Source organism: Methylomicrobium lacus, assembly GCF_041897535.1.
GTDB classification, from domain to species: Bacteria; Pseudomonadota; Gammaproteobacteria; order Methylococcales; family Methylomonadaceae; genus Methylomicrobium; species Methylomicrobium lacus_A.
Genome location: NZ_CP169217.1, coordinates 1,082,090 through 1,104,044, shown reverse-complemented (window position 1 = coordinate 1,104,044; position 21,955 = coordinate 1,082,090). Strand labels below are relative to the sequence as shown.

Sequence of the window (21,955 nt, the reverse complement as noted above, 5' to 3'; positions counted from 1 at the left end):
AAACCGTCGCAACTATCATCCAGCAAGGAGACACGAATGCCTGAACAACTGCAATATATCCGTTGGTTCAATGAACTGTCGATCGAGGACGTGCCTTTGGTCGGCGGCAAGAATGCCTCGCTCGGCGAAATGTACCGCGAACTGACGCCGGAAGGCATCAGGATTCCGAACGGCTTTGCGGTGACCGCGGAAGCCTACCGCTACCTGCTCGATCATGCCGATGCCTGGGGTGATTTGCATCGGGCGCTGGACGATCTCGATCCGGACAATGTCGCCGACCTGGCCAAACGCGCGCGCCGGGCGCGCGAAATCATTTACGGCGCGCCGTTTCCGGCCGATCTCGCGCACGAAATTCTTGCAGCCTATGCGCAGTTGAAAAAGGAATACGGCGACGACTTGAGCGTCGCGGTACGCAGTTCCGCCACCGCCGAGGACTTGCCGAACGCCAGTTTCGCCGGGCAGCAGGATACCTATCTGAACGTCAGCGGCGACCTTGCGCTGCTGGATGCCTGCAAACGCTGCATGGCCAGCCTGTTCACCGATCGAGCGATCCATTACCGGGTCGATCAGGGCTTCGATCATTTCAAGCTGGCGCTGTCGGTCGGCGTGATGAAGATGGTGCGTTCGGACCTCTCGGCCAGTGGCGTGATGTTCTCGCTCGACACCGAATCCGGCTTCAAGGATGTGGTGTTCATCACCGGCGCCTACGGCCTCGGCGAAAACGTCGTGCAGGGCGCGGTCGATCCGGACGAGTTTTACGTGCACAAGCCGACTTACGCACTGGGTTACCGCAGCGTGCTCAGGCGTTCGCTCGGCGCCAAGAAGATCAAGATGATTTACAGCGACGGCAGCACGCACGAATCGACGCGGAATATCGCGACCAGCGAGTACGAGCGCAATCAAAGCTGCATCAACGATCAGGACGCGCTGACCCTCGCCGGTTACGCGATCAGTATCGAAAAACATTACAGCGCCAAGGCGGGCGTGCCGCGGCCGATGGACATCGAATGGGCGAAGGACGGCATCGACGGCCAGCTCTATATCGTGCAGGCGCGGCCGGAAACGGTCGCCTCGTTGCAGAAAGGCTCGACGCTCGAACAGTTTGTGTTGAAAGGCTCCGCGGTGCCCCTGGTCACCGGCCACGCGGTCGGCGGCCGGATCGCCCAGGGCAATGCGCGGATCATCAACAAGGTCGAGCAGTTGTCCGAATTCAAGGCCGGCGATGTGCTTGTCGCGGACATCACCACCCCGGACTGGGAGCCGGTGATGAAGATCGCTTCCGCGATCGTGACCAACCGCGGCGGCCGCACCTGCCATGCGGCGATCGTCGCCCGCGAACTCGGCGTGCCGGCCGTGGTCGGCTGCGAGAATGCGACCACCGTGCTGAAAAACAATACGCCGGTAACCGTGTCCTGCGCGGAAGGCGACGTCGGCAAGGTGTACCCAGGCGCGCTCGATTTCGAAAAAATCACCACCGACCTGTCCGGCCTGGCGCGGCCGAAGACCCACATCATGCTGAACATCGGCAATCCCGAGGCCGCCTTCAAGCACAGCTTTCTGCCGAACGACGGCGTCGGCCTGGCGCGGATGGAATTCATCATCACCGAATACATCAAGGCGCATCCGATGGCGTTGATCCATCCCGAGAAGGTGCAGGACGAAGCCGAGAAGGAGCAACTGAAAACCCTGACGCAACAGTTCGACAGCGGCAGGGACTTTTTCATTCAGCGCCTGGCGGAAGGCGTCGGCACGATCGCGGCGGCGTTTTATCCGAAGCCGGTCGTGGTCCGGATGTCCGACTTCAAGACCAACGAATACGCGACACTACTCGGCGGGCGCTGGTTCGAATTCGACGAGGCGAACCCGATGATCGGCTTCCGCGGCGCCTCGCGCTATATCCACCCGGCCTATGCCGAAGGCTTCGCGCTCGAATGCGCGGCGATGAAATATGTGCGCGAGGTGATGGGGCTGACCAACGTGATCCTGATGATTCCGTTCTGCCGGCGCGTCGACGAGGCCGAGAAGGTGCTCGCATACATGGCCGAGCTGGGGCTGAGGCGCGGCGAGAACGGGCTCCAGGTCTATGTGATGTGCGAGATTCCGAACAACGTGATCCAGATCGACGAATTCGCCAAGCATTTCGACGGCTTCTCGATCGGCTCGAACGACCTGACGCAATTGACGCTCGGCGTCGACCGCGATTCCGAAATCGTAGCAAGCGATTTCGACGAGCGTGATCCGGGCGTGAAGGAAATGATCCGCCTCGCGGTCACCGGCGCGCGCCGCAACGGCCGCCACTGCGGGCTCTGCGGCCAGGCGCCTTCCGATTACCCGGAAATGGCCGAATTCCTGGTCGAAGTCGGCATCGATTCGATGAGCCTGAATCCGGATACGGTGCTGCAAACGACGCAGCGGATCCTGGAGACCGAGAAGCGGCTGGGTAAGTAATCATCGTTCCCACGCTCTGCGTCAATGCCGGTTAAGTTAAGAAGAAAGCTCCTTCTCCTGCTGGAGAGGGTTGGGGTGAGGAGGATCAAAAATAAGGGAAAATACTTTATTTTGATCACCTCATCTTAGCCTTCTCCTTAATTATGCCCTGTGGGTGCGGAGGGAGGAGGGGCCGGCTATCCTATTCCTGATGGTTTTTCCTTGTCGGCATCGGTTATTGCATTATTCGATGAACCCGATTATCATTCGGGCCGAGTTGACCAGACCGGCGCGGGCTTGTCATACTTATGTACCGTCCGTTCTGGCTCAATTCTGCATGAGAAGAGGCCGCAACCGTCGGGATTTGGTCGGTTCGGCGCCGATCATGACCTATCTTTTATAAAGTATGACTCTAGTGGGAGAAATTATGAATCAGTTGAAACGTCATGGGTTGCTTATTGTCGGCTTAACTTCGGCGTTTGTCGCTCAGGCGGAGACCCAATGGGTCACGGTAGCGAAATCCAATGAATCCATCCAGTGCGAAAGCGCCGGCATCAGTCCAAAAACCATGAAAAAAGAACTGACCGAAGCGAAAATTCCGGCCAAGCATGCGCGTTGCGGTACTGACGGTATGCTTTATTCGGCGGTCTGCGGCGCCGAAACCGGCCGTCTGAATCTCTTCGATATTCCCGCCAAAAAGCTCGGCGATGCCTCCGAATTAGGTTTTCAGCCGCTCGGCGATTGGCCGGATGCCAGCGAAGCGCCTTGCGAGGAAGAGGTTGCCTTTGAAGGCAATGCGGCGGAAATCTCTATCACCGGTATCGGGCCTGCGGTGGATGGTAAAGCTTACCGCAAGGTGCTCAAAACGATCGGTAATGCGGTGGCGGACAACGTGATTTCGCGCTTTATCGTTTACGGTTATGGGGTCGAAGGCGGATTTTCGGGTTGTGTGCAAGAAGGTCGATTCGCCCAGCCCAATGCTTTCAGCGACGTCATCAAAAAACTGCGGGCGATAAACGCCGATCCGAGCACCACGGCTTATTCGGTCACGGCGGTTGATAAATGTGAGACAAGTGCGCCCGAAATCAACGGTGTCGAATAACCTATGACAGACAGCCCGGTTGCGGTTTCTTGGAGACGAGAATCGCAACCGGGCTTCCCTCCCGTCCGAAGAAGAGTTGATCCGATACGGTAACAGGTCAGTCCCATAGATAGACCTTCAATTCCTCGCGGTTCGCCAGAATGATTTGCTGCGCATGCGCGGGTCTCTGTAGATCGTCGGGGCCGATTCTGATCGCCGAGAGATAATAATTCAGCAAGGCCGCGCGCACGCTTACCGTCAGCATGCCGTTTTGCATCGCATAGTCATATTCAATCGCCGCCCGCTGTGACTCGGTCAGGCCCGGATGCGGCGCGATCACGGCCTGGACAAAGGTATTCCAGATCCGGTCATCGTCCCGGCCTTTTGCCGCGTCGCCGATAGTCTCGGCGCTCAGAATGCGCGACAGCACGAAATCGCGAAATTGCCCGTGGCTTTGGCTGAAAGCCCGCATATGCCAGCGCAAACCGTCAAAAACCAGGGTATGCGGACTTAAAAAATAGCCCTGCGGCAGGGAATGGCTCATCGACTGATAGCGGACCTTAATCTCCTTGCGTTGCACGATCGCCTGATTGACCGTCCGCAAGATCGCGCGGTCGATTTTTCTAAATACCGGTTCGAGCACTTCAACCGCCGGCAGGTTCTGGATCAGCGGCACGATAAAGCCTTTATCCTGGCTTTGATTGGCTTTCAACACCTGCAAGAATTCGGCGGCCGTGCCGGTCATGAAAGCCGGCGCGAACGCTTCCGTGATCACATAGCGCTTCTTGTGCTTGTCATAGCGGATATTACTGGGGCATAAGCCCTGGTAAGTCGTCAAATCCTTAGACGCCTGCACCCGGCTGATGCCGAAATTGCCCATCAGCGCCGCCGTCGACACCTCGCCGCTCCAGAATACCGTCGCTTCGAGCAAGGTTAATCGTTGATGCTGTTCCCACTTTAAATGCTGTTGCATCGGCTGAGTAAAGGTGTTAATTTGTATGTAAATTATATATACATATAAACTTTATTTTCTGTTGTGTAATAGCTTAACACAATCAAACCTTCCAGCCGGTAAAGTTATGACAAGCGATAATTCACGCAGCTTAAATCTGAACACGGAAAAAGCGACAGATAAAAAGAAAGCCAATACGCCTGAATCAGACAAATTTTTAGCAATCCTCACTGCAACCGAAGCAAAGCTCCGAACCCCTGGTAGCTTAAAAGGCCAGATTTCCCCCCGTGGATGATTTTGATACACCCATGAGTGATGAAGAGTGGGGCTACGGATTGACGTGTTGATTTTCCAAGCGATGAATAATTGTTATGATGATCCCCTCCCTTTTCATGAGGGGAGCGGATTGAAACATTTTCGGAGTTTTTTGCTAAAAAGAACAAATCTTTTATTTATTAAGAAAGGATTTGTTCTTTGCTTTTTATGTGATAGGCTTGTCAAAAAAACAAAAAACGTCATTTTAGGAGTCAAAAAAATGTACTCAATAGAATTAGAAATTTCCGCGCCGTCAGCTATGTGGACTAGACCTGACACCGGAGATGCCCCTGTAAGCTACCCCGCTCCAACCTATGCTGCTGCCAAGGGAATTCTTGAGTCAATTCTTTGGCTGCAATCCGTAAATGTTGTGCCTGTCAGGGTAGAAATTTGCAAGCCACTGATTTTTCAAAATTACACCACCAACTACGGCGGCCCTTTGCGAAAATCAAAATCGATGAACAAAGGCGCTGGGTATCAACTGCTTGCGACTGTGTTGATTGATGTTTGTTACCGGATTTATGCGGATTTATACCCACAACATCAAGGCCAGCTCTCCGATAAAGCTTTAACGCAAGTACACAGAACGACAAATTCAACGCATGCGTACAAAGATATGTTCGATCGCAGATTAAAGCGCGGGCAATGCTTTTCAATCCCTTGCATGGGTTGGAAAGAATTTGTACCCGATTATGTTGGCGTTTTAAGGGACGAAAACAAACCCTGTGAAGACATTAATCTGGAATTGCCTAGCATGTTGCACCAGACTTTTTCTAAAGGTTTGAACAGCGAATACAGCCCGACTTATCGGCAAAATGTCAAAATTGTGAATGGAGTGCTGGATTATGCTGAATGAGCTTTATGCGTTATCTGCTGTTCTGAGTGACAGGGGGGTTAAAACTGAAATCTGGCATAAGAATTTTGTTCCTAACCCAAAAACTGCCACATTCCGCATCTTAATAGACAATGAAGGAAATATTGCCGGCATAGAAGCTATCACGGATGAAAAAGAAAAAATAGCGATTAGAAAATGGGAAACCTCGAACGGCAATTCTTTCCCCTCGTTTAATGTCACCCCACTATTTGGTTTAACCCAAGATGAAGCTCTTGTTGAGCAGACTAAAGAGCTCAAGAAACAACTGGATAAAGACAAGCCTATTAACACTGATCAACTAAAGATTCTTATTGAGCAAGCTTTAAATCTTTGGAATGGGCAGCAAAAATTAGCTAAATGCTTTAATCAGATTCCACAAGAGATGAGAACGTTAATAACTGAATTAACAGCAGAAAATAAGGCGCTTTTTTCATTAACCGAGCGTATTTTAAAAACCACACCACAACAATTTCATCAACAATTAACAGACTGCCTTTTAAACCAAGACAATCTATTGTCATTTTTTGACTTGCTATTTTTCTACACAGGGGCAAAGCCTAAAAACACCTGTTTAGTACTTGAGGTTTCAGAGAGGTCACAGTTTGAATATCCAGCCAATCACCACAAAGCCCAGGCTTGGTTTAATCAATGCTTGCTCTCGGCGGGTAAAAAAGAGGTCTCTTCTTCTGAAAAGGACGCTTATGGTGCAACTAACAATGGGTGGCAAGAAAAATTTGGCGCAATCAGAATGAACATACTGGGGGATGTGACATTACGGGCCATGAATGATGAATCACGTTGCCAATATCGATATGGGCAAATCAATGCAATGGGCAATCCTGTTGGCTTACAAACTCGTGAAGCTATGTCCAGTTCTTTGGGTTGGCTCTCTCATCCAGATCGAAAAAGGAAAACTTGGACTGATATTTCACGTAGTAAAGGTGAAAGCGCTTTATTGTTTGCCTACCCATCCGTTATGCCAGAAGAAGAGGCTGAAATTGCCCAGCTAATGGGCGGCATGACTGATGAAGATGGAGTAATTTTTGAAGCATGCGCAGAACGGGTACTTAAATCGCTAAGCCAGATTCCCAAAACAATTGAGGCGCAAATGCAAATTTTTGTGCTATCCAAACCGGATGGTTTTCGTACTAAAGTCCAATTTAATCATAACTGCTCTATAAATCACTTTGTTAAGGCAGCTCAGGCTTGGCAATCAGGCTGTCGTAATCTGCCACCTTTGGCTATCCGTGTTTTTGGTGAAGATAAAAAGCCGCTCTGGACTGAAGCATTAACCCCTTTCCCTGAAGAAATTGTTTGGTGCTTGAACACCGTTTGGACACACTTTGGCACACAAGCCAGTCTGATCAAACGATTCAGCATGGGAGATGCCTTAGATTTACTGTTGTACAGCGGCATAAAGCTTGAGCATACAGCCAGTTGTTTATTACCCGCTCTTACCAGCAATTCTCAATCGTTTTTGTTGGCTTTAGGTAATGCCCATCATACCGGTAGAGCACTTAGCATCCCTAAGAACTTCAAGAAACAGGCCTTATTGATGCCTAGCATTCTAGCTTTATTGCTCGACAAATCGAATCTTAAAAATGAGGTTTATATGAAATCACCCGCTTACCTTATTGGGCGTTTACTTAGTGTTGCCGACCAACTTCACGATAAATATTGTAAATATGTTAGAAACGACTCCAGGCCACCCCAGTTGCTAGGTAATGCTCTGATGGCGATTGCATTAGAACATCCTAAACAAGCACTCGCCATGTTTTCACAACGCATGTTGCCCTATCAAGCGTGGGCACGAACTTATTCAGATCCTAATCCTGATAAAGAAGCCGGACTTATTCATTTTTTTCTTAATGAATGGGGAGCAATTTGTAGTCAATTAGCGGAATTGGATACAGAAATACCCATTCGCTGTTCTGATACCGACAAAGCTTCTATGTTACTGGGTTATCTTGCCAGCACGGCAAAAAATGAAAAATCATAACCATCAATACAGGAGAATCTAATGAGTCAAAATAATCAAATGTTGCGAGCTACTGGTTTATTGATCATCGAAGTGATTAACTCAAATCCAAACGGCGATCCAGATCGAGAAAGTGATCCAAGGCAACGCCACGATTTTAAAGGTGAAATATCTCCTGTGTCTTTTAAACGAAAATTGCGTGATTTGATCGCCGATAAAGAAGGTGTCGTTTGGCTGGCCTTGCAACAAGAATTACAGCTAGAACAGGAAAAGTTTTATATTCTGGAGACTCGCGGGCGCGATAGAAAGCAAATTGAATCTGAATTAAAAGATGAAGGAAAAGCATTTAAAGAAAAATACTGGGATGGACGTGTTTTTGGGAATACTTTCTTAGAAAGCGGTAGTTCAACGACGATTAAAACAGGGGTTGTCCAATTCGGATTGGGTGTTTCTGTTGCGCCTGTTGATATTGAACGCCATACAAATACCAACATGTCTGGCGTACAAGAAGGCAAAGATAGGGGCATGGCACCGATGGGCTACCGTTTTGTGCCACATGGTGTGTACTGTATGCCGTTTTTTGTAAACCCCAGCCAAGCGCATAAAACAGGCTGCACTGTTCAGGACATTGATTTAATGAAACGAGTAATTGCTTATGCCTATGCGCATACACGCTCACATGCTAGACCCTCCGTTGAACTGCGTCATGCTTGGTATATTGAACACAATAACCCACTTGGCTCTTGTTCTGATCTTGCGTTATTGGATTCATTAAGACCAACCAAGAAAACCAACGCCAACGAAGCATCAACGAGTTGGGAAGATTATGACGTACCCACTGCTTTACCTGAAAATCTACAAGCCAAAGTCAAACCTTTAATTGATTTGATAGGTTAAGAAATGGATCTACTCGCTCACAGCGCGAAGTGTGATAAGGGCATACCTGCTCAATCTTACGCGGAACACATTTTAAAAGCTCGACAACAGGCTTTTGAAAAAGCCCAGCGAGCGGGTAGTCTTGCGCCTGATATGAAAGAATCGCTGTCTCAGGTTGTTGTTCTTGCGACTGAATTTCACGACATGGGTAAACTGGACGATGAAAACCAGGCGGTACTTTCTGGACAAATGAAATCTAAGAAGCTGCCTGTAAATCATGTTGACTCAGGTGTGGCTTATCTTCGACAATTGGCAAAAAATAATCTTTCTGCCATGCTCGCCTTAGAGGCTGTTTATGCCCACCATATTGGTTTGCAAAGTAGGGCGAAAGAGTTTGCCAAAGGCACAAAAATGTATCGGGATGAAAATCTAATTGAATATACAGCGGAGCATTTATCCGCTTATTTAGAACGGCACAGAACAGTCATCGATGAATGGCAAAATCCATCAAAACCGCCATCACCAAAACTCGATCAACAGGCTTTATTTTTACGCTTCGCACTTTCTTGTCTTGCCGATGCCGATCATGGCGATACAGCAAGGCATTACGGTGAGCCGCAAGTTTCCCAATCCTATGGATTAAAAGCGGTTGATCGATTAGCCGCATTGGATTCTTATGTAGCAGGGCTGGCCAAAAACATGCAAAATGACTTGCGGACACAACTTAGAAATTCCGTTTATATTGCCTGCAAAAAAGCCTCTCCCGAGCCTTCACTTTACGCTTGTGATAGTCCCGTTGGTACAGGTAAAACTACTGCCGTCATGGCACATTTACTCAACGCTGCTCAAGCCAAAGGTTTGCAACGGATTTTTGTCGTTCTGCCTTTTACAAATATTATTGACCAGTCGGTTGATACCTATAGAAAATCTTTGGTTTTAGACGACGAAGACCCGGAACACATCATCGCCGCTCATCATCACAAAGCCGATTTCTCTAAGCTTGAATCACGTCAATATACCTATCTCTGGCAAGCACCTATTGTTGTCACGACTGCCGTACAATTTTTTGAAACTTTGGCCAGTAATCAACCTGCAACTTTGCGCAAACTGCATCAATTGGCGGGATCAGCTGTTTTCATCGACGAAGCTCATGCGGCTTTGCCTAGCCATTTATGGCCGCAAGCTTGGCAATGGTTAAAGCAATTAAGTAACGATTGGGGTTGTCATATCGTACTGGCCTCGGGTTCTTTAACACGATTTTGGGAGTTGGTGGATTTTGTCAAGCCAACTGTGAAATTACCAGAATTGATTAACGAAGAAATACGCCAACAATGCTTAGCGCTTGAACAGGCAAGAGTTAAGCCGGAAACTCGCAAGGAAGCTTTAAATTTAGCCGAATTAGCTGAATGGGTGGTTGGCGAAAAAGGTCCACGGTTGCTCATTTTAAATACTGTTCAATCGGCTGCCGTCACTGCTCGATACATAGCCGAACATTACGGCAATGCCAAAGTTGAACATCTTTCAACGGCATTAACGCCATTAGACCGACATAAAACCCTGGAAAAAGTTAAGGCTAGATTAAAAGATACACAAGATAACGATTGGGTTTTAGTGGCTACCTCTTGTGTTGAAGCTGGCGTTGATCTGTCTTTCAAGACAGGGTTTCGGGAGCGTTGTAGTTTAGTCAGCCTATTACAAACGGCGGGACGTATTAATCGGGAAAATCTTGAAATAGAAGCGGCTGTATGGGATTTTTCATTAAAATTCGAAAATGGCTTAAAAAAACATCCAGTTTTTGATGATTCCGCCCGTATTCTAGGCGAGTTGTTTGACAGTGATGAGGTTTCTCCTAAGTTTTGCTGTGAAGCCTTAAAAAGAGAAATTCGGCAAAGCACTCCAAATGGAAAAGTGAAACAATTGGAAAAAGCTGAGAAAAATTTAGATTTTCCAGAAGTTGAACAACTTTTTAAGGTCATCAGCAGCTATACCATTACCGTCTTAGTTGATGATGAAGTCATCAGCAGATTGAAAAACTGGCAGCCAGTAGGACGTGATGAAATCCAAAAAAATAGTGTGCAAATATGGACTTACAAACAAGAGGATTGGGGTATCAGCGAAATACCCAATCGTCCAGGTCTTTTTTATGGTCTAGATTATGATGACTTCATCGGCTACATGAAAGGTGGATTAGCCTCAGAAAATGCAAAAAATGGTGCGCCTTTGCAGATATGAAATGCGATGAGGTAGGGATCGAAACGAGCGGAACTCGTATCTGAGTGTTATCTTTCCCGTATTGTCTCCTGATCTAACCATTGGGAATATCAAAACCAAATAATCAAGAGGAAACCCATGATTACCCTGAACCCGCAAACCGAAAACCAACTACAAGAAATAGCCGCACAGACTAGCCAAACCGTTCAACAGTTGATTGAGTCGTTTATTCATGATTATCAGGATGAACAAGATAGGATCAAGCGTGCGGATCAATCTTATGCCGAGTATCTTGACAGCGGTGTGAGCTTCTCGCTGGATCAGATAAAGCAAGATAATGACTTGGCAAATTAAATTTACCAATATGGCCGTCAAACAGTTTTCCACGCTCGATAAACCCGTTAAACAACGGATTATCGGTTTCCTGGAAAACAGACTGGCGAGAATGGACAACCCGAAGCAAATAGGAAAAGCTTTGCAGGGTACATTGTCTGAGTATTGGGCTTACCGAGTAGGCAACTATCGAATTCTGACCCAACATCAAGATGAACAATTGCTAATCCTTGTTGTGGAGGTAGGACACCGAAAAGAGGTGTACAAATGATCAACGACAGTGCAGTCCGCACCAACCGGCGATGAATCCGCCTGAATCGATTCCCATTTCCGCGCTAAATCAGTATGCCTACTGTCCGAGGCGCTGCTATCTGATCCACGCGGAAGGCGAGTTTACCGACAACGTGCACACCGAGAGCGGCAGCCGCGAGCATGAACGTGTCGATCAGTTGGCGCACGAAATCAAAGCTGGCGTACGCGTGGAGTTTGCGTTGCCGGTGTGGTCGGAGCGCTTGGGGTTGAGCGGCCGCTGCGATGTGGTCGAGTTTCATCCCGACGGCAGTGTCTTTCCGGTCGAATACAAACACGGCAAACGCAAGCAATGGCTGAATGACGACCTGCAACTGGCCGCGCAGGCGATGTGCCTGGAAGAGATGATGAATATATCGGTTCCGGCCGGGGCCGTTTATCATACCCAATCGCGGCGCAGACGGGAGCTGGTTATCGATCAAACATTGCGCGCCGAAGTGGCTGCTACCGTCGAGGCGGTCAGCAAAATGCTCGACCAACAGCAATGTCCGCCGCCTATAAACGACGTCAAACGCTGCCCGCAATGCTCGTTGAACGAACTCTGCAATCCCGATCTGATCAACGGCAAAATTCGTCTGCGTGAGTTGTCGGGACAGTTGTTTGATGTGGAATCTGAGCCTGAGGACCTATGAAACAGCTGCTGAATACCTTATATGTCACCCTGCCGGACGCTTACTTGCGGCTGGAAGGCGAAACGGTGTGCGTGATGATCGAAAAAGAAAAACGCTTGCAGGTGCCGTTGCATCATTTGAGCGCCTTCGTGCTGTTTGATCACGTGATGCTCAGTCCGGCCCTGCTGGGCCGCTGCGCCGCCGATGGCCGCAGCATCGTCTGGCTCAATCGTTCGGGCCGGTTTCAGGCCAGGATGGAAGGCCCGGTCAACGGCAATATCCTGTTGCGTCAGGCGCAATTCAGGGCAGGGGATGACGAGAGGCAAATTTTGCGTCTCTCCCAGCGCTTCATCGCCGGGAAAATCCGTAACAGCCGGCAAGTGCTGATGCGTGGCGCTCGCGACAGCAAGGACGATCAGGAAAAGACGGTCTTGGTGCAAGCGGCGCGGTCGCTGGCGAATAATCTAAAGAAGCTGGCGCATGCGCAAAATCCAGACGAAGCCCGAGGCCTGGAAGGCGACGCCGCGCGCATCTATTTTGCCGCCTTGCCCAATGTGATTAAGCCGTCGGCAAGATCGACCTTCGCCTTCACGACCCGCAACCGTAGGCCGCCCAGAGACTGTTTCAATGCGCTGATTTCGTTTTTGTATGCGCTGATGCTGGGCGATTGCCGCTCGGCATTGGAGACGGTCGGGCTCGATCCGCAGCTCGGTTTTTTGCATGCGGTCAGGCCGGGCAGGGAATCTCTGGCGTTGGATCTTTTGGAGGAGTTTCGCGCGCCGCTATGCGACCGATTGGCGCTAACCCTGATCAATCGCGAACAAATCAAGGACAAGGATTTCGACAAACGCGACGGCGGCAGCGTATTGCTGAACGATAACGGCCGTAAGGCCGTGATCGCGGCTTATCAGGCGCGCAAGCAGGAAGAACTTATCCACCCGGTTTTGGGTCAATCGGTTTCGATCGGGCTGATTCCACAGATTCAGGCGCGGCTGCTGGCGCGCTACCTGCGCGGCGATGTCGAAGATTATGTGCCTTATCTGCAACAATAGCCATGATGATTCTGATCACTTATGACGTATCGACCGAAACCAGCGCCGGCCGCAAGCGTTTGCGGCGCGTTGCGAAAGTCTGTTTGAATTACGGGCAACGGGTGCAGAAATCGGTGTTTGAATGCCAGGTCAATACGATGGAAATGGCGCGTCTGAAGGAACAACTGTTGCAGGAGATCGACGAAAGCGAGGACAGTTTGAGAATTTACCGTATCATCGAACCGATAGAAAAAAATCGAGAGCAATTCGGCAATAACCGGGCGATCGATTTTGAAGGGGCTTTGATCGTGTAAATTCGCGAACCGGGAGTGATGCCCAAAACCGGGCGGGTTCGCGGAAGAGTTAAATGCATGAAATATCAGTATTATTTGAGTTATTGAAGGTAGCAAACAATGAAGGGATTGAAGCCACTTGGATTATTCGCGTTACTACGGAAGAATCGCTATAATCGTCAATGCCTTGCAATAAGGCAGTATCTCCCGGCCTAACCGCCGGGAGCGGATTGAAACTTATTAAGCGTATAAGGCACCCCAGGGTATGCGAGGTATCTCCCGGCCTAACCGCCGGGAGCGGATTGAAACTCGGTGTAGCTTGCGAGTGCTTCCTGATCAGGTTTTGTATCTCCCGGCCTAACCGCCGGGAGCGGATTGAAACATCTTCGCGCCATATATTCTCAATGCCTGACATGCGGTATCTCCCGGCCTAACCGCCGGGAGCGGATTGAAACAGGAGAGTACAAGAGCAACTCTAAGGCCAGGGTATTGTATCTCCCGGCCTAACCGCCGGGAGCGGATTGAAACAGAAGGAGCAGCAGCGGCTAGCGAGGCTTGCCGCGGTATCTCCCGGCCTAACCGCCGGGAGCGGATTGAAACTACCAGGAAAATGAACAGCCGGCAGAAATGGGATCGTATCTCCCGGCCTAACCGCCGGGAGCGGATTGAAACATCGGTATTCGGTATCAGTCGCTTGCGCGGCCAAGTATCTCCCGGCCTAACCGCCGGGAGCGGATTGAAACATTCACCGCCGCCAAATTGCACATTCGCGAAATGTATCTCCCGGCCTAACCGCCGGGAGCGGATTGAAACGTTTTCTTGTTGCGGTATTTTGTTTTTGCCATTGTGTATCTCCCGGCCTAACCGCCGGGAGCGGATTGAAACATTCGTTATCTGCGTTCTTTCTGAGCGTTTCTTTGTATCTCCCGGCCTAACCGCCGGGAGCGGATTGAAACCACAAATAAACGGGGAAGCAACATCTTAACGCCTAGTATCTCCCGGCCTAACCGCCGGGAGCGGATTGAAACGGGTTACGCGCGGGCAAGGTTTCAAGGGCTGCGCTGTATCTCCCGGCCTAACCGCCGGGAGCGGATTGAAACTTTGTGGGGGGCATCCCATGTAGGGGGTCCCCCTGGTATCTCCCGGCCTAACCGCCGGGAGCGGATTGAAACATGGATGCCATGCATATCATTACGCGGAAGCAATGGTATCTCCCGGCCTAACCGCCGGGAGCGGATTGAAACACCTCTGGCGGCGGCAATAATTCATCAATTTGTAAGTATCTCCCGGCCTAACCGCCGGGAGCGGATTGAAACATTCATGCAGCGCGACACCCAGTCGGAGAAAGCCGTATCTCCCGGCCTAACCGCCGGGAGCGGATTGAAACATCGGCGGGGAAAGCGTAGAAGTGACGGTTCCTGGTATCTCCCGGCCTAACCGCCGGGAGCGGATTGAAACATAAGCATTTCTGCTGTTGTGGAGAATTATACACAGTATCTCCCGGCCTAACCGCCGGGAGCGGATTGAAACTTATAGGATGACTCACCAAGCATGGCGGGTGCATGTATCTCCCGGCCTAACCGCCGGGAGCGGATTGAAACATCTCATGATGTATGCGTTCGCCGATCCAGCGCATGTATCTCCCGGCCTAACCGCCGGGAGCGGATTGAAACTCACATGCAGTAGCAACAGCGGCACCGGCACCAGGGTATCTCCCGGCCTAACCGCCGGGAGCGGATTGAAACTCACGTCTTCTTTCGATACCGCTAAAATCTCCGCCGGTATCTCCCGGCCTAACCGCCGGGAGCGGATTGAAACCCGATAGATGCCGGCGGCAAGTAGCCGCGTTGAGGTATCTCCCGGCCTAACCGCCGGGAGCGGATTGAAACATAGCGCAACCAGTAGTTGACCACCATCGCATCATGTATCTCCCGGCCTAACCGCCGGGAGCGGATTGAAACCTCAATCGTCGTTTGAAGGCGATGCAAAAAACGTCGTATCTCCCGGCCTAACCGCCGGGAGCGGATTGAAACAATGTCGCGAACGACCGCATTACGGTCGTGATCAAGGGTATCTCCCGGCCTAACCGCCGGGAGCGGATTGAAACCGGTAGGAATGGCGCGGCTGCTCGATCGCTACCGGTATCTCCCGGCCTAACCGCCGGGAGCGGATTGAAACAACGAGTCGCGGAACACATAGCGACCGCCGCCCGAGGTATCTCCCGGCCTAACCGCCGGGAGCGGATTGAAACCTGCGAACACTTGTCGCCTGGCTTGCGGTCGAACGTATCTCCCGGCCTAACCGCCGGGAGCGGATTGAAACTTATTCACAAAAACCAACGGATCATCGGCGCCGTGTATCTCCCGGCCTAACCGCCGGGAGCGGATTGAAACGTAAGCCTTAAAAGTCTAGGATTGCGCCGGTAACTGTATCTCCCGGCCTAACCGCCGGGAGCGGATTGAAACATGTCGATCCGGGCGCTTATCGTTCGTACAATGCCGTATCTCCCGGCCTAACCGCCGGGAGCGGATTGAAACACTACTGCGATCACCGACGCCACTACCGATGTCGGTATCTCCCGGCCTAACCGCCGGGAGCGGATTGAAACAAAGGTCACGATACCTGTATCAGCCGGGGCCGCTGGTATCTCCCGGCCTAACCGCCGGGAGCGGATTGAAACCATCCGGTAATTTCAATAAGTTTGGCAAATACAGGTATCTCCCGGCCTAACCGCCGGGAGCGGATTGAAACGTATAGCTTTGTGTGGCTTAGTCCGGCTGCTTGCAGTGTATCTCCCGGCCTAACCGCCGGGAGCGGATTGAAACAAATCGCAGGACGCGCCGACGTTATTTACCGTGGGTATCTCCCGGCCTAACCGCCGGGAGCGGATTGAAACAATCCTGAAATACAGCCGTACCCTGAGTTTGACAGTATCTCCCGGCCTAACCGCCGGGAGCGGATTGAAACTTTTTGCTTAATAATTTCACCATCGACAGAGAGGAGTATCTCCCGGCCTAACCGCCGGGAGCGGATTGAAACATTGACTGAGGTGATAGAGATCATTCCTATCACCGGTATCTCCCGGCCTAACCGCCGGGAGCGGATTGAAACTTAGGTGCCGTGAGGGAATAATCAGATGAATCTTGTATCTCCCGGCCTAACCGCCGGGAGCGGATTGAAACTTAGGTGCCGTGAGGGAATAATCAGATGAATCTTGTATCTCCCGGCCTAACCGCCGGGAGCGGATTGAAACAGCCAACTGCAAGAGTTGAAGCAACGCAAGCAAGGTATCTCCCGGCCTAACCGCCGGGAGCGGATTGAAACAGCCGCACGTTCCCGTCCGGCGACAGCATCCAGGCGTATCTCCCGGCCTAACCGCCGGGAGCGGATTGAAACGTCTGCTGAAACTTCGGTAATGCTGCGCTCATCCACGTATCTCCCGGCCTAACCGCCGGGAGCGGATTGAAACAAACCATTCGACGAGGAGGGGAATCAAATACCCGAGTATCTCCCGGCCTAACCGCCGGGAGCGGATTGAAACATATTGATTCATCGCCGCCTGCCCTTGGTTAGCGTATCTCCCGGCCTAACCGCCGGGAGCGGATTGAAACTTATACTCGTACTGGTTCATCTGTAACCCTCATTGGTATCTCCCGGCCTAACCGCCGGGAGCGGATTGAAACACTTATTGTGCCAAAGATGGTTCAACAACTACAGGGTATCTCCCGGCCTAACCGCCGGGAGCGGATCGAAACTTTGTAGAAGCAACCTCAGTAGTCGATTTAGTGGGTATCTCCCGATGAAACCATCATGCTGGATCTGATCGCGGCCGGCGTGCTATTGTGGTGGCTGTTCTATGCGGTTGGAGTGTGATGGATACGAAAATCAGGGTATTGTTGGTCGATGATCATGCGGTGGTGCGGGCCGGTTTTCGCCTGCTTTTGGCTTCGGTCGATGCGATCGAGGTCGTGGCCGAGGCGGCGCGCTGCGAGGAGGCCTGCAAGCTGTATGAGGATTGGCGGCCGGATGTGGTGGTGATGGACTTGTCGATGCCGGGCATCGGCGGGCTGGAAGGGATACGGAGGATCGTGGCGCGCGATCCGGAGGCGAAAATCCTGGTCTTCAGCATCCATGACGAAAAAGTCTATGTCGATCGGGCGCTGGCGGCCGGCGCGAAAGGTTACATCACCAAAAACAGCGCGCCGGAGATGCTGATCACGGCGGTGCGCGAAATCGCCGGCGGCAACGCCTTCATCGAGGCCGGCTTGAATGCCGCGTATGCGCCGCCGGCCGGGAAGAACGGCCAGCAGTCCTTGCTCGCGGCGCTGTCGCCGAAGGAGTTCGATGTCTTCCGGCTGCTCGCCAAGGGCTTGACCACGCACGAAGCGGCGAACGAATTATGCCTCGGCGTGAAGACCGTGGCCAATTACAGCACGCAGATCAAGGCAAAATTGAAAGTTAATACCGCCGCCGAACTGGCGCGTATCGCGATCGATTCGAACATTATCTGAATCATTCGAATTTGACCCGGATGCCGGCCCAACCGGAAATCGGCGCGCCCGGTCCCAAAAAGGCTTCGGGATTGCCACCCTTGAAAAAATTCCGGTTCACGATGCCGTAGCTTTCGTAGTTTGCGTCAAACACGTTGCGCGCCATCGCAAAGAGCTCGACGTTTTTGGTGACTTCATAGCGGGTGTTCAAATTCACGATCGCGTATTCACTGACCTTAGCATACTGGTTGCTGTCGTCGCCGCGTAAATACTGGCTGGAGACGTATTGCAGGTCGCCGCCGAAAAACCAGCCGTTCAGAATTTCGTATTCGGCGCCGAGTTTGACGGTTTGCTGCGGAATGGCGGGAATGTGGTTGCCGGGTTTGACATTGACTTGCCCGACCGCATTATTGAGGGTCGCGGCCGTTCGGAAGGTGGCATCGACAAAACTGTAGTTGATGTACCAGTTCAGTTTTTTCCAGACGCCGTTCAGACCGAGTTCGCCGCCTTGGCGTTGGGTCACGCCGACATTCTGAAAATAACCGGTGACCACGCTGCCGGGTGCGTTGATGAACAAAATGTCGTCGTTCAGCCGTGAGCGGTATAACGCCATGCGCCACTGCAAGGCGTCGCTGAATTTGCCGCGCAGCCCGGCCTCGAACGTTTTTGAAACCACCGGCTTCAGCGGCGGGTCGGAGGTGAAACTGTTCGGTAGCGAGCACGGCGCATTGGGGTCGGCGCAGCTCAATTCGATCGGCGTCGGCGCGCGGAAGCCTTCGTTGTAATTGCCGTAGGCGGTCAGTTCCTGTAACGGCGTTTTGAGGCCGAGCGCCTTTAACGGGTTCAGGGTAAAGCCCGCCGACGGATTCAGCCGGTCGAAGGTGTGATCGCCGTTCAACGCCGTGCCGATATTGTCGCGCAGCACGACGTTGGCCCGGTTCCAGCCCGCCGAGGCGTTCAGGTGCAGCCAGGGGAAAACCGAGAACGTATCGGTCGCAAAAGCGTTCACATATTCGTTCTCGCCATTGACATTCACATCGGTCGCGAACGGCGTCGTGCCGATGGTTGCGTGGCTCGGACTGAAAATTGCGTCCTGCGTCAATTGCGTAAAATGAGTCCGGCTGGCGTTATAGCCGCTGCCGAGGGTAAATTGATTGTCGTGATCCAGAATCGGCTGCGTAGATGTCGCTTGTAAATTGAAACCGGCGCCGTCCTGCACGATCCGGTTCGCGACATTCGAGGCCGGCGCGACGCTAGTGCCGGTGCCGTCGTCGCATTCGCTCAGATTGAGTAAAGTTTCGCAGGTCTCTTCGACGTTACCGGTGTTGCTGTTGACGGAATCGGTCGTATTGCCGCGGTAATAGGCATTGCCGGCCATGCTGAAATGCTCGCTGAAACGGTGCTCGCCTTTCAGGTTGAAGAAATACAGGGTGTTTTCGGTGGTGTCGGGGGCGGTATAGATTGCCCTGCGGTCCTTGTCGAGTTCGCTGACCGGCGCCGGTCCGACGCCGTTCAGTTTGTTGTCGGCGAAGGTAAAGCTCAAATCCAGGTCGGTATCGTCGTTTTCCCAGCCGACCTTGCCGAAGGCCTGATGCAATGCGCTGTGCGTGAACGGCCGCCAGCCGTCGTCCTCGAAAATATTGCCGGCAAAAAACCAGTCGAAGTTATCTTTGTAGCCGCCGTGCTCCGCCTCGAACGCCTTGCGTCCGAACGAACCGCCATAGGCCTGGGCACGGCTGCCGGCATGGCTGAAACCGCTCTTGGTGCGCACCGACAAGGCGCCGCCCAAGGTGTTCAGTCCGAACAGCGGATTGGAGCCGGGGATCAAGTCGATATTGGCGATGGCGTTCTGGGGAATCAAATCCCAATTGACCGTATCGCCGAACGCTTCGTTGACGCGCACACCGTCCTGATAAACCGAAAGCCCGATCGGGGTGCCGAGCAGCGGCGACACATTGTAACCGCGGTAGGTGATATCCGGCTGGAAGGGGTTGTTCTGGTTGTCGTTGATATTGACGCCGGCGAGATTCCGCCGCATGAAATCGGATAAATCGAGCGCTTCGTGGCGATGGATGTCTTCGTCCTCAGCCGATTGCACATTACCGGACACTTTCTCACGCGACAAGCCGGTAGCGCCGAGAGGCGTATCGCTGACCACTTCGACTTCGGGGAGTTCGAAGGCGTCGAGCTTCGTCGGCTCATTTTCAGGCGGATTATCGGCGGCTTGCGCCAAAGGAAACATTAGCGTGAGGGCCAGGAAGGTGTTGCGCTTTTTCATCAATCAAAATCGGACAAGGCTAAAAGTGCGCGTATTATTTCATGGCTGGATGTTAAGGGAAGTAGGAAAATTTCCTTTTCTGCTTTACTTGGAAATAGCTTCGAAAAGTAGGCAAAAGCACTATAGAGACTCGCGGGAGTGGATCAGGATGGGACAATTCATATGAAAGTGAAAGTCGACAACAGGCTTTCGATGACGACTCATGCAAGCCTGTCGATATTGAGAGCCGATCGCACGCTTGAACGGGCGATCGGCCAGTTGCGGCAGATTTAGCGGCGGCGCAGGAATACGTCGCGAGTGGTTTGGTTGCCGTCCAGAAGCACCATATAAGGGTCTGTAGTATCAAAAGCTACGGCTCTGCCATCCGAGGAGATGGCTGGATTCTCCGAGTTTTCCTGAGGCTCGAATCCTTCCAGGTCCAGGCTGGCGCGGGACATCAGCTTGGTGTTGCCGTCATAAACATAAATGTCCTGAACGTCGTTGGAATCTTCCTGCCATGAGAACAATGGCGTCAACATATTGTAAGCATCGGATTCAAAAGCGACGCTATAGGCGGTTTTTGTCGCGGCGATCGCAGGGTATCGGCTTCTGCCGTTGGCTTCTTCGGATACCAGGCCCGTTGCCAAGTCGACTTTGCCGCTGACACGGCGGATTTCGGCGATGAATAACTGGTTCGTCGCTTTATCGGTTTGTAAATCGGCGACAAATACATCGTCATCATAATCCTTCGGGGCCGATTCCGCTTCCTGCAAGCCATCCAGATTGGTCGCTTTGGAATGAAAGGCGACGAAATAGCGCCCTTTAGCACCGGCGACCGAGAAGCGGTTGCTGACACTTTCTCCGTTTGCTTCGCTCTCGACGACGCCGTTGCCGAGATGGCCGCTGATCCGAATCATTTTGCGATTGAGGGTGTCGTAAGCGAAAACATCACTGTCACCCGTATCGGCATCACCATCGGTATCCGCATCGTTGACGTCGCCAGGCACTAAGTTCGTTGTGTTGGAGGTCAAAACCACCAGCCGACCGTCTGAAGAAAGGGCGGAGAAGTCGCTGTCCCCGGGAGCCGCAAAGCTCGTGACATTGCCGGTACCGTCATGTTGGCCGCTGATTAGGTCGGTTCTATGGGTTTTCGTATCATGTAAAAATACATCTTTGTTTGCGGTATCGGTCCCCGATACGTTATGAGCAATCAAATTCGCGGGGGTTTCTGTGGTATAGGCTACGAAACGTCCGTCGCCCGAGATAGACGGATTTTCGCTGTCCTCGGTGGTTTCCGTAATAATCTTCAGTGCTCCGAGTTTGCTGCAATCTTTCGGTGCCGCGGTACAGTCGTTCATTTTTCCGCTGACCCGGTAAGTCCTTTTTTTGGCGATGTCGCGGAGGAAAATATCGTCGGCACCGTTTGTGTCCTGTGATTCGTTATAAACATACGCAGGATCTGTCTCCTTGGTGGTAATCAGGCCTTTGTCGGTTTCCAAGTCCAGATTGGCCGCGCGGGACACAAACACCACGGCGGAGCCTTTTGCCGAAATTGCCGGCGCCCAGCTATCGGCGCGGTCGCCGTCGCCATCCCACGCGAGTTCGTCTTGCGCTTCGTAGCCGTTGCTGTTGATGCTGGCTCTTTGTATTGTTTTACCGCTAACGATAAAAATATCTTTTGACAGGTTGGTGTCGCCCAAAACGAAATTAGTCGCTTCGGATTCGAAAGCCACCGCTTTACCGCCCGTCGAAACCGCGGCTGCCTGGCTGGCTTTGTTGCCGGCGTTGCCCAAGGATGACTTGCTGATCAGTGTCGTGCTTCCCTTGCTGGCTGCAAAAGCAGCCGGTGTGACGGCCAACGCGATGAATATGGCTTTGCAAAGTGTTTTCATGCGGAAATCTCCGTGTAAGGTGGTA

16 protein-coding genes and 1 CRISPR repeat array are annotated in these 21,955 nt (G+C 51.9%); of the genes, 13 read left to right on the top strand and 3 right to left on the bottom strand.

Annotated features, from left to right (window positions below):
• Positions 1-36 precede the first annotated feature (36 nt).
• Positions 37-2,448 (top strand): phosphoenolpyruvate synthase, encoded by a 2,412-nt coding sequence (ppsA, locus tag ACEPPP_RS04795; RefSeq protein WP_374089908.1) that lies wholly within the window; start codon positions 37-39, stop codon positions 2,446-2,448.
• Between the two features lie 406 nt (positions 2,449-2,854).
• On the top strand, positions 2,855-3,529 hold the full coding sequence (locus ACEPPP_RS04790; RefSeq protein WP_374089907.1) for a hypothetical protein: 675 nt from the start codon (positions 2,855-2,857) through the stop codon (positions 3,527-3,529).
• A gap of 97 nt (positions 3,530-3,626) precedes the next feature.
• On the opposite strand, the gene ACEPPP_RS04785 is transcribed toward ACEPPP_RS04790, so the two are convergent.
• Positions 3,627-4,481 carry a WYL domain-containing protein gene (locus tag ACEPPP_RS04785; RefSeq protein WP_374089906.1) on the bottom strand — a complete coding sequence of 285 codons (855 nt, stop codon included), beginning with the start codon at positions 4,479-4,481 and terminating at the stop codon, positions 3,627-3,629.
• Between the two features lie 106 nt (positions 4,482-4,587).
• Here ACEPPP_RS04785 and ACEPPP_RS04780 point away from each other — a divergent pair, with 106 nt between their 5' ends.
• The 11 genes from ACEPPP_RS04780 to ACEPPP_RS04730 all read left to right on the top strand — a co-directional run bounded on the left by ACEPPP_RS04780 (position 4,588) and on the right by ACEPPP_RS04730 (position 17,802).
• Positions 4,588-4,755 carry a hypothetical protein gene (locus tag ACEPPP_RS04780; RefSeq protein ID WP_374089905.1) on the top strand — a complete coding sequence of 56 codons (168 nt, stop codon included), beginning with the start codon at positions 4,588-4,590 and terminating at the stop codon, positions 4,753-4,755.
• Positions 4,756-4,800: 45 nt separating this feature from the next.
• Positions 4,801-5,631, top strand: a complete 831-nt coding sequence (gene cas5, locus ACEPPP_RS04775; protein ID WP_374089904.1) for a CRISPR-associated protein Cas5 — start codon at positions 4,801-4,803, stop codon at positions 5,629-5,631.
• Positions 5,621-7,648, top strand: coding sequence for a hypothetical protein (locus ACEPPP_RS04770; protein WP_374089903.1), 2,028 nt, complete (start codon positions 5,621-5,623; stop codon positions 7,646-7,648). Before cas5 ends, ACEPPP_RS04770 begins: the two co-directional genes overlap by 11 nt.
• A gap of 21 nt (positions 7,649-7,669) precedes the next feature.
• Positions 7,670-8,524, top strand: a complete 855-nt coding sequence (locus ACEPPP_RS04765) for a type I CRISPR-associated protein Cas7 (protein ID WP_374089902.1) — start codon at positions 7,670-7,672, stop codon at positions 8,522-8,524.
• Positions 8,525-8,527: 3 nt separating this feature from the next.
• Positions 8,528-10,735, top strand: coding sequence for a CRISPR-associated endonuclease Cas3'' (locus ACEPPP_RS04760; RefSeq protein WP_374089901.1), 2,208 nt, complete (start codon positions 8,528-8,530; stop codon positions 10,733-10,735).
• 117 nt (positions 10,736-10,852) lie between these two features.
• The gene (locus ACEPPP_RS04755; protein WP_374089900.1) at positions 10,853-11,068 is read left to right on the top strand and encodes a hypothetical protein; all 216 of its coding nucleotides are present in this window, start codon (positions 10,853-10,855) and stop codon (positions 11,066-11,068) included.
• Complete coding sequence (locus tag ACEPPP_RS04750) at positions 11,052-11,318, top strand: type II toxin-antitoxin system RelE/ParE family toxin (RefSeq protein ID WP_374089899.1); 267 nt, start codon at positions 11,052-11,054, stop codon at positions 11,316-11,318. The genes ACEPPP_RS04755 and ACEPPP_RS04750 overlap by 17 nt, the downstream gene beginning before the upstream one ends.
• 31 nt (positions 11,319-11,349) lie before the next feature.
• Positions 11,350-11,988 (top strand): CRISPR-associated protein Cas4, encoded by a 639-nt coding sequence (gene cas4 / locus ACEPPP_RS04745; protein WP_374089898.1) that lies wholly within the window; start codon positions 11,350-11,352, stop codon positions 11,986-11,988.
• Complete coding sequence (cas1c, locus tag ACEPPP_RS04740; protein WP_374089897.1) at positions 11,985-13,019, top strand: type I-C CRISPR-associated endonuclease Cas1c; 1,035 nt, start codon at positions 11,985-11,987, stop codon at positions 13,017-13,019. Before cas4 ends, cas1c begins: the two co-directional genes overlap by 4 nt.
• A 2-nt stretch (positions 13,020-13,021) precedes the next feature.
• Entirely contained in the window at positions 13,022-13,312 is a 291-nt protein-coding gene (gene cas2 / locus ACEPPP_RS04735) for a CRISPR-associated endonuclease Cas2 (protein WP_326499423.1), read from the top strand.
• A 179-nt stretch (positions 13,313-13,491) separates the two neighbouring features.
• A CRISPR array of direct repeats spans positions 13,492-17,117; the repeat unit is 37 nt; unit sequence GTATCTCCCGGCCTAACCGCCGGGAGCGGATTGAAAC.
• A 46-nt stretch (positions 17,118-17,163) separates the two neighbouring features.
• Positions 17,164-17,802: a response regulator gene (locus ACEPPP_RS04730; RefSeq protein WP_374089896.1), complete on the top strand. Its 639-nt coding sequence runs from the start codon at positions 17,164-17,166 to the stop codon at positions 17,800-17,802.
• Between the two features lies 1 nt (position 17,803).
• Here ACEPPP_RS04730 and ACEPPP_RS04725 read toward each other — a convergent pair whose 3' ends face one another.
• Together ACEPPP_RS04725 and ACEPPP_RS04720 are read right to left on the bottom strand one after the other, a co-directional pair.
• Positions 17,804-20,059 carry a TonB-dependent receptor gene (locus tag ACEPPP_RS04725; RefSeq protein WP_374089895.1) on the bottom strand — a complete coding sequence of 752 codons (2,256 nt, stop codon included), beginning with the start codon at positions 20,057-20,059 and terminating at the stop codon, positions 17,804-17,806.
• 269 nt (positions 20,060-20,328) lie between these two features.
• Positions 20,329-21,930, bottom strand: coding sequence for a hypothetical protein (locus ACEPPP_RS04720; protein WP_374089894.1), 1,602 nt, complete (start codon positions 21,928-21,930; stop codon positions 20,329-20,331).
• Positions 21,931-21,955 lie beyond the last annotated feature (25 nt).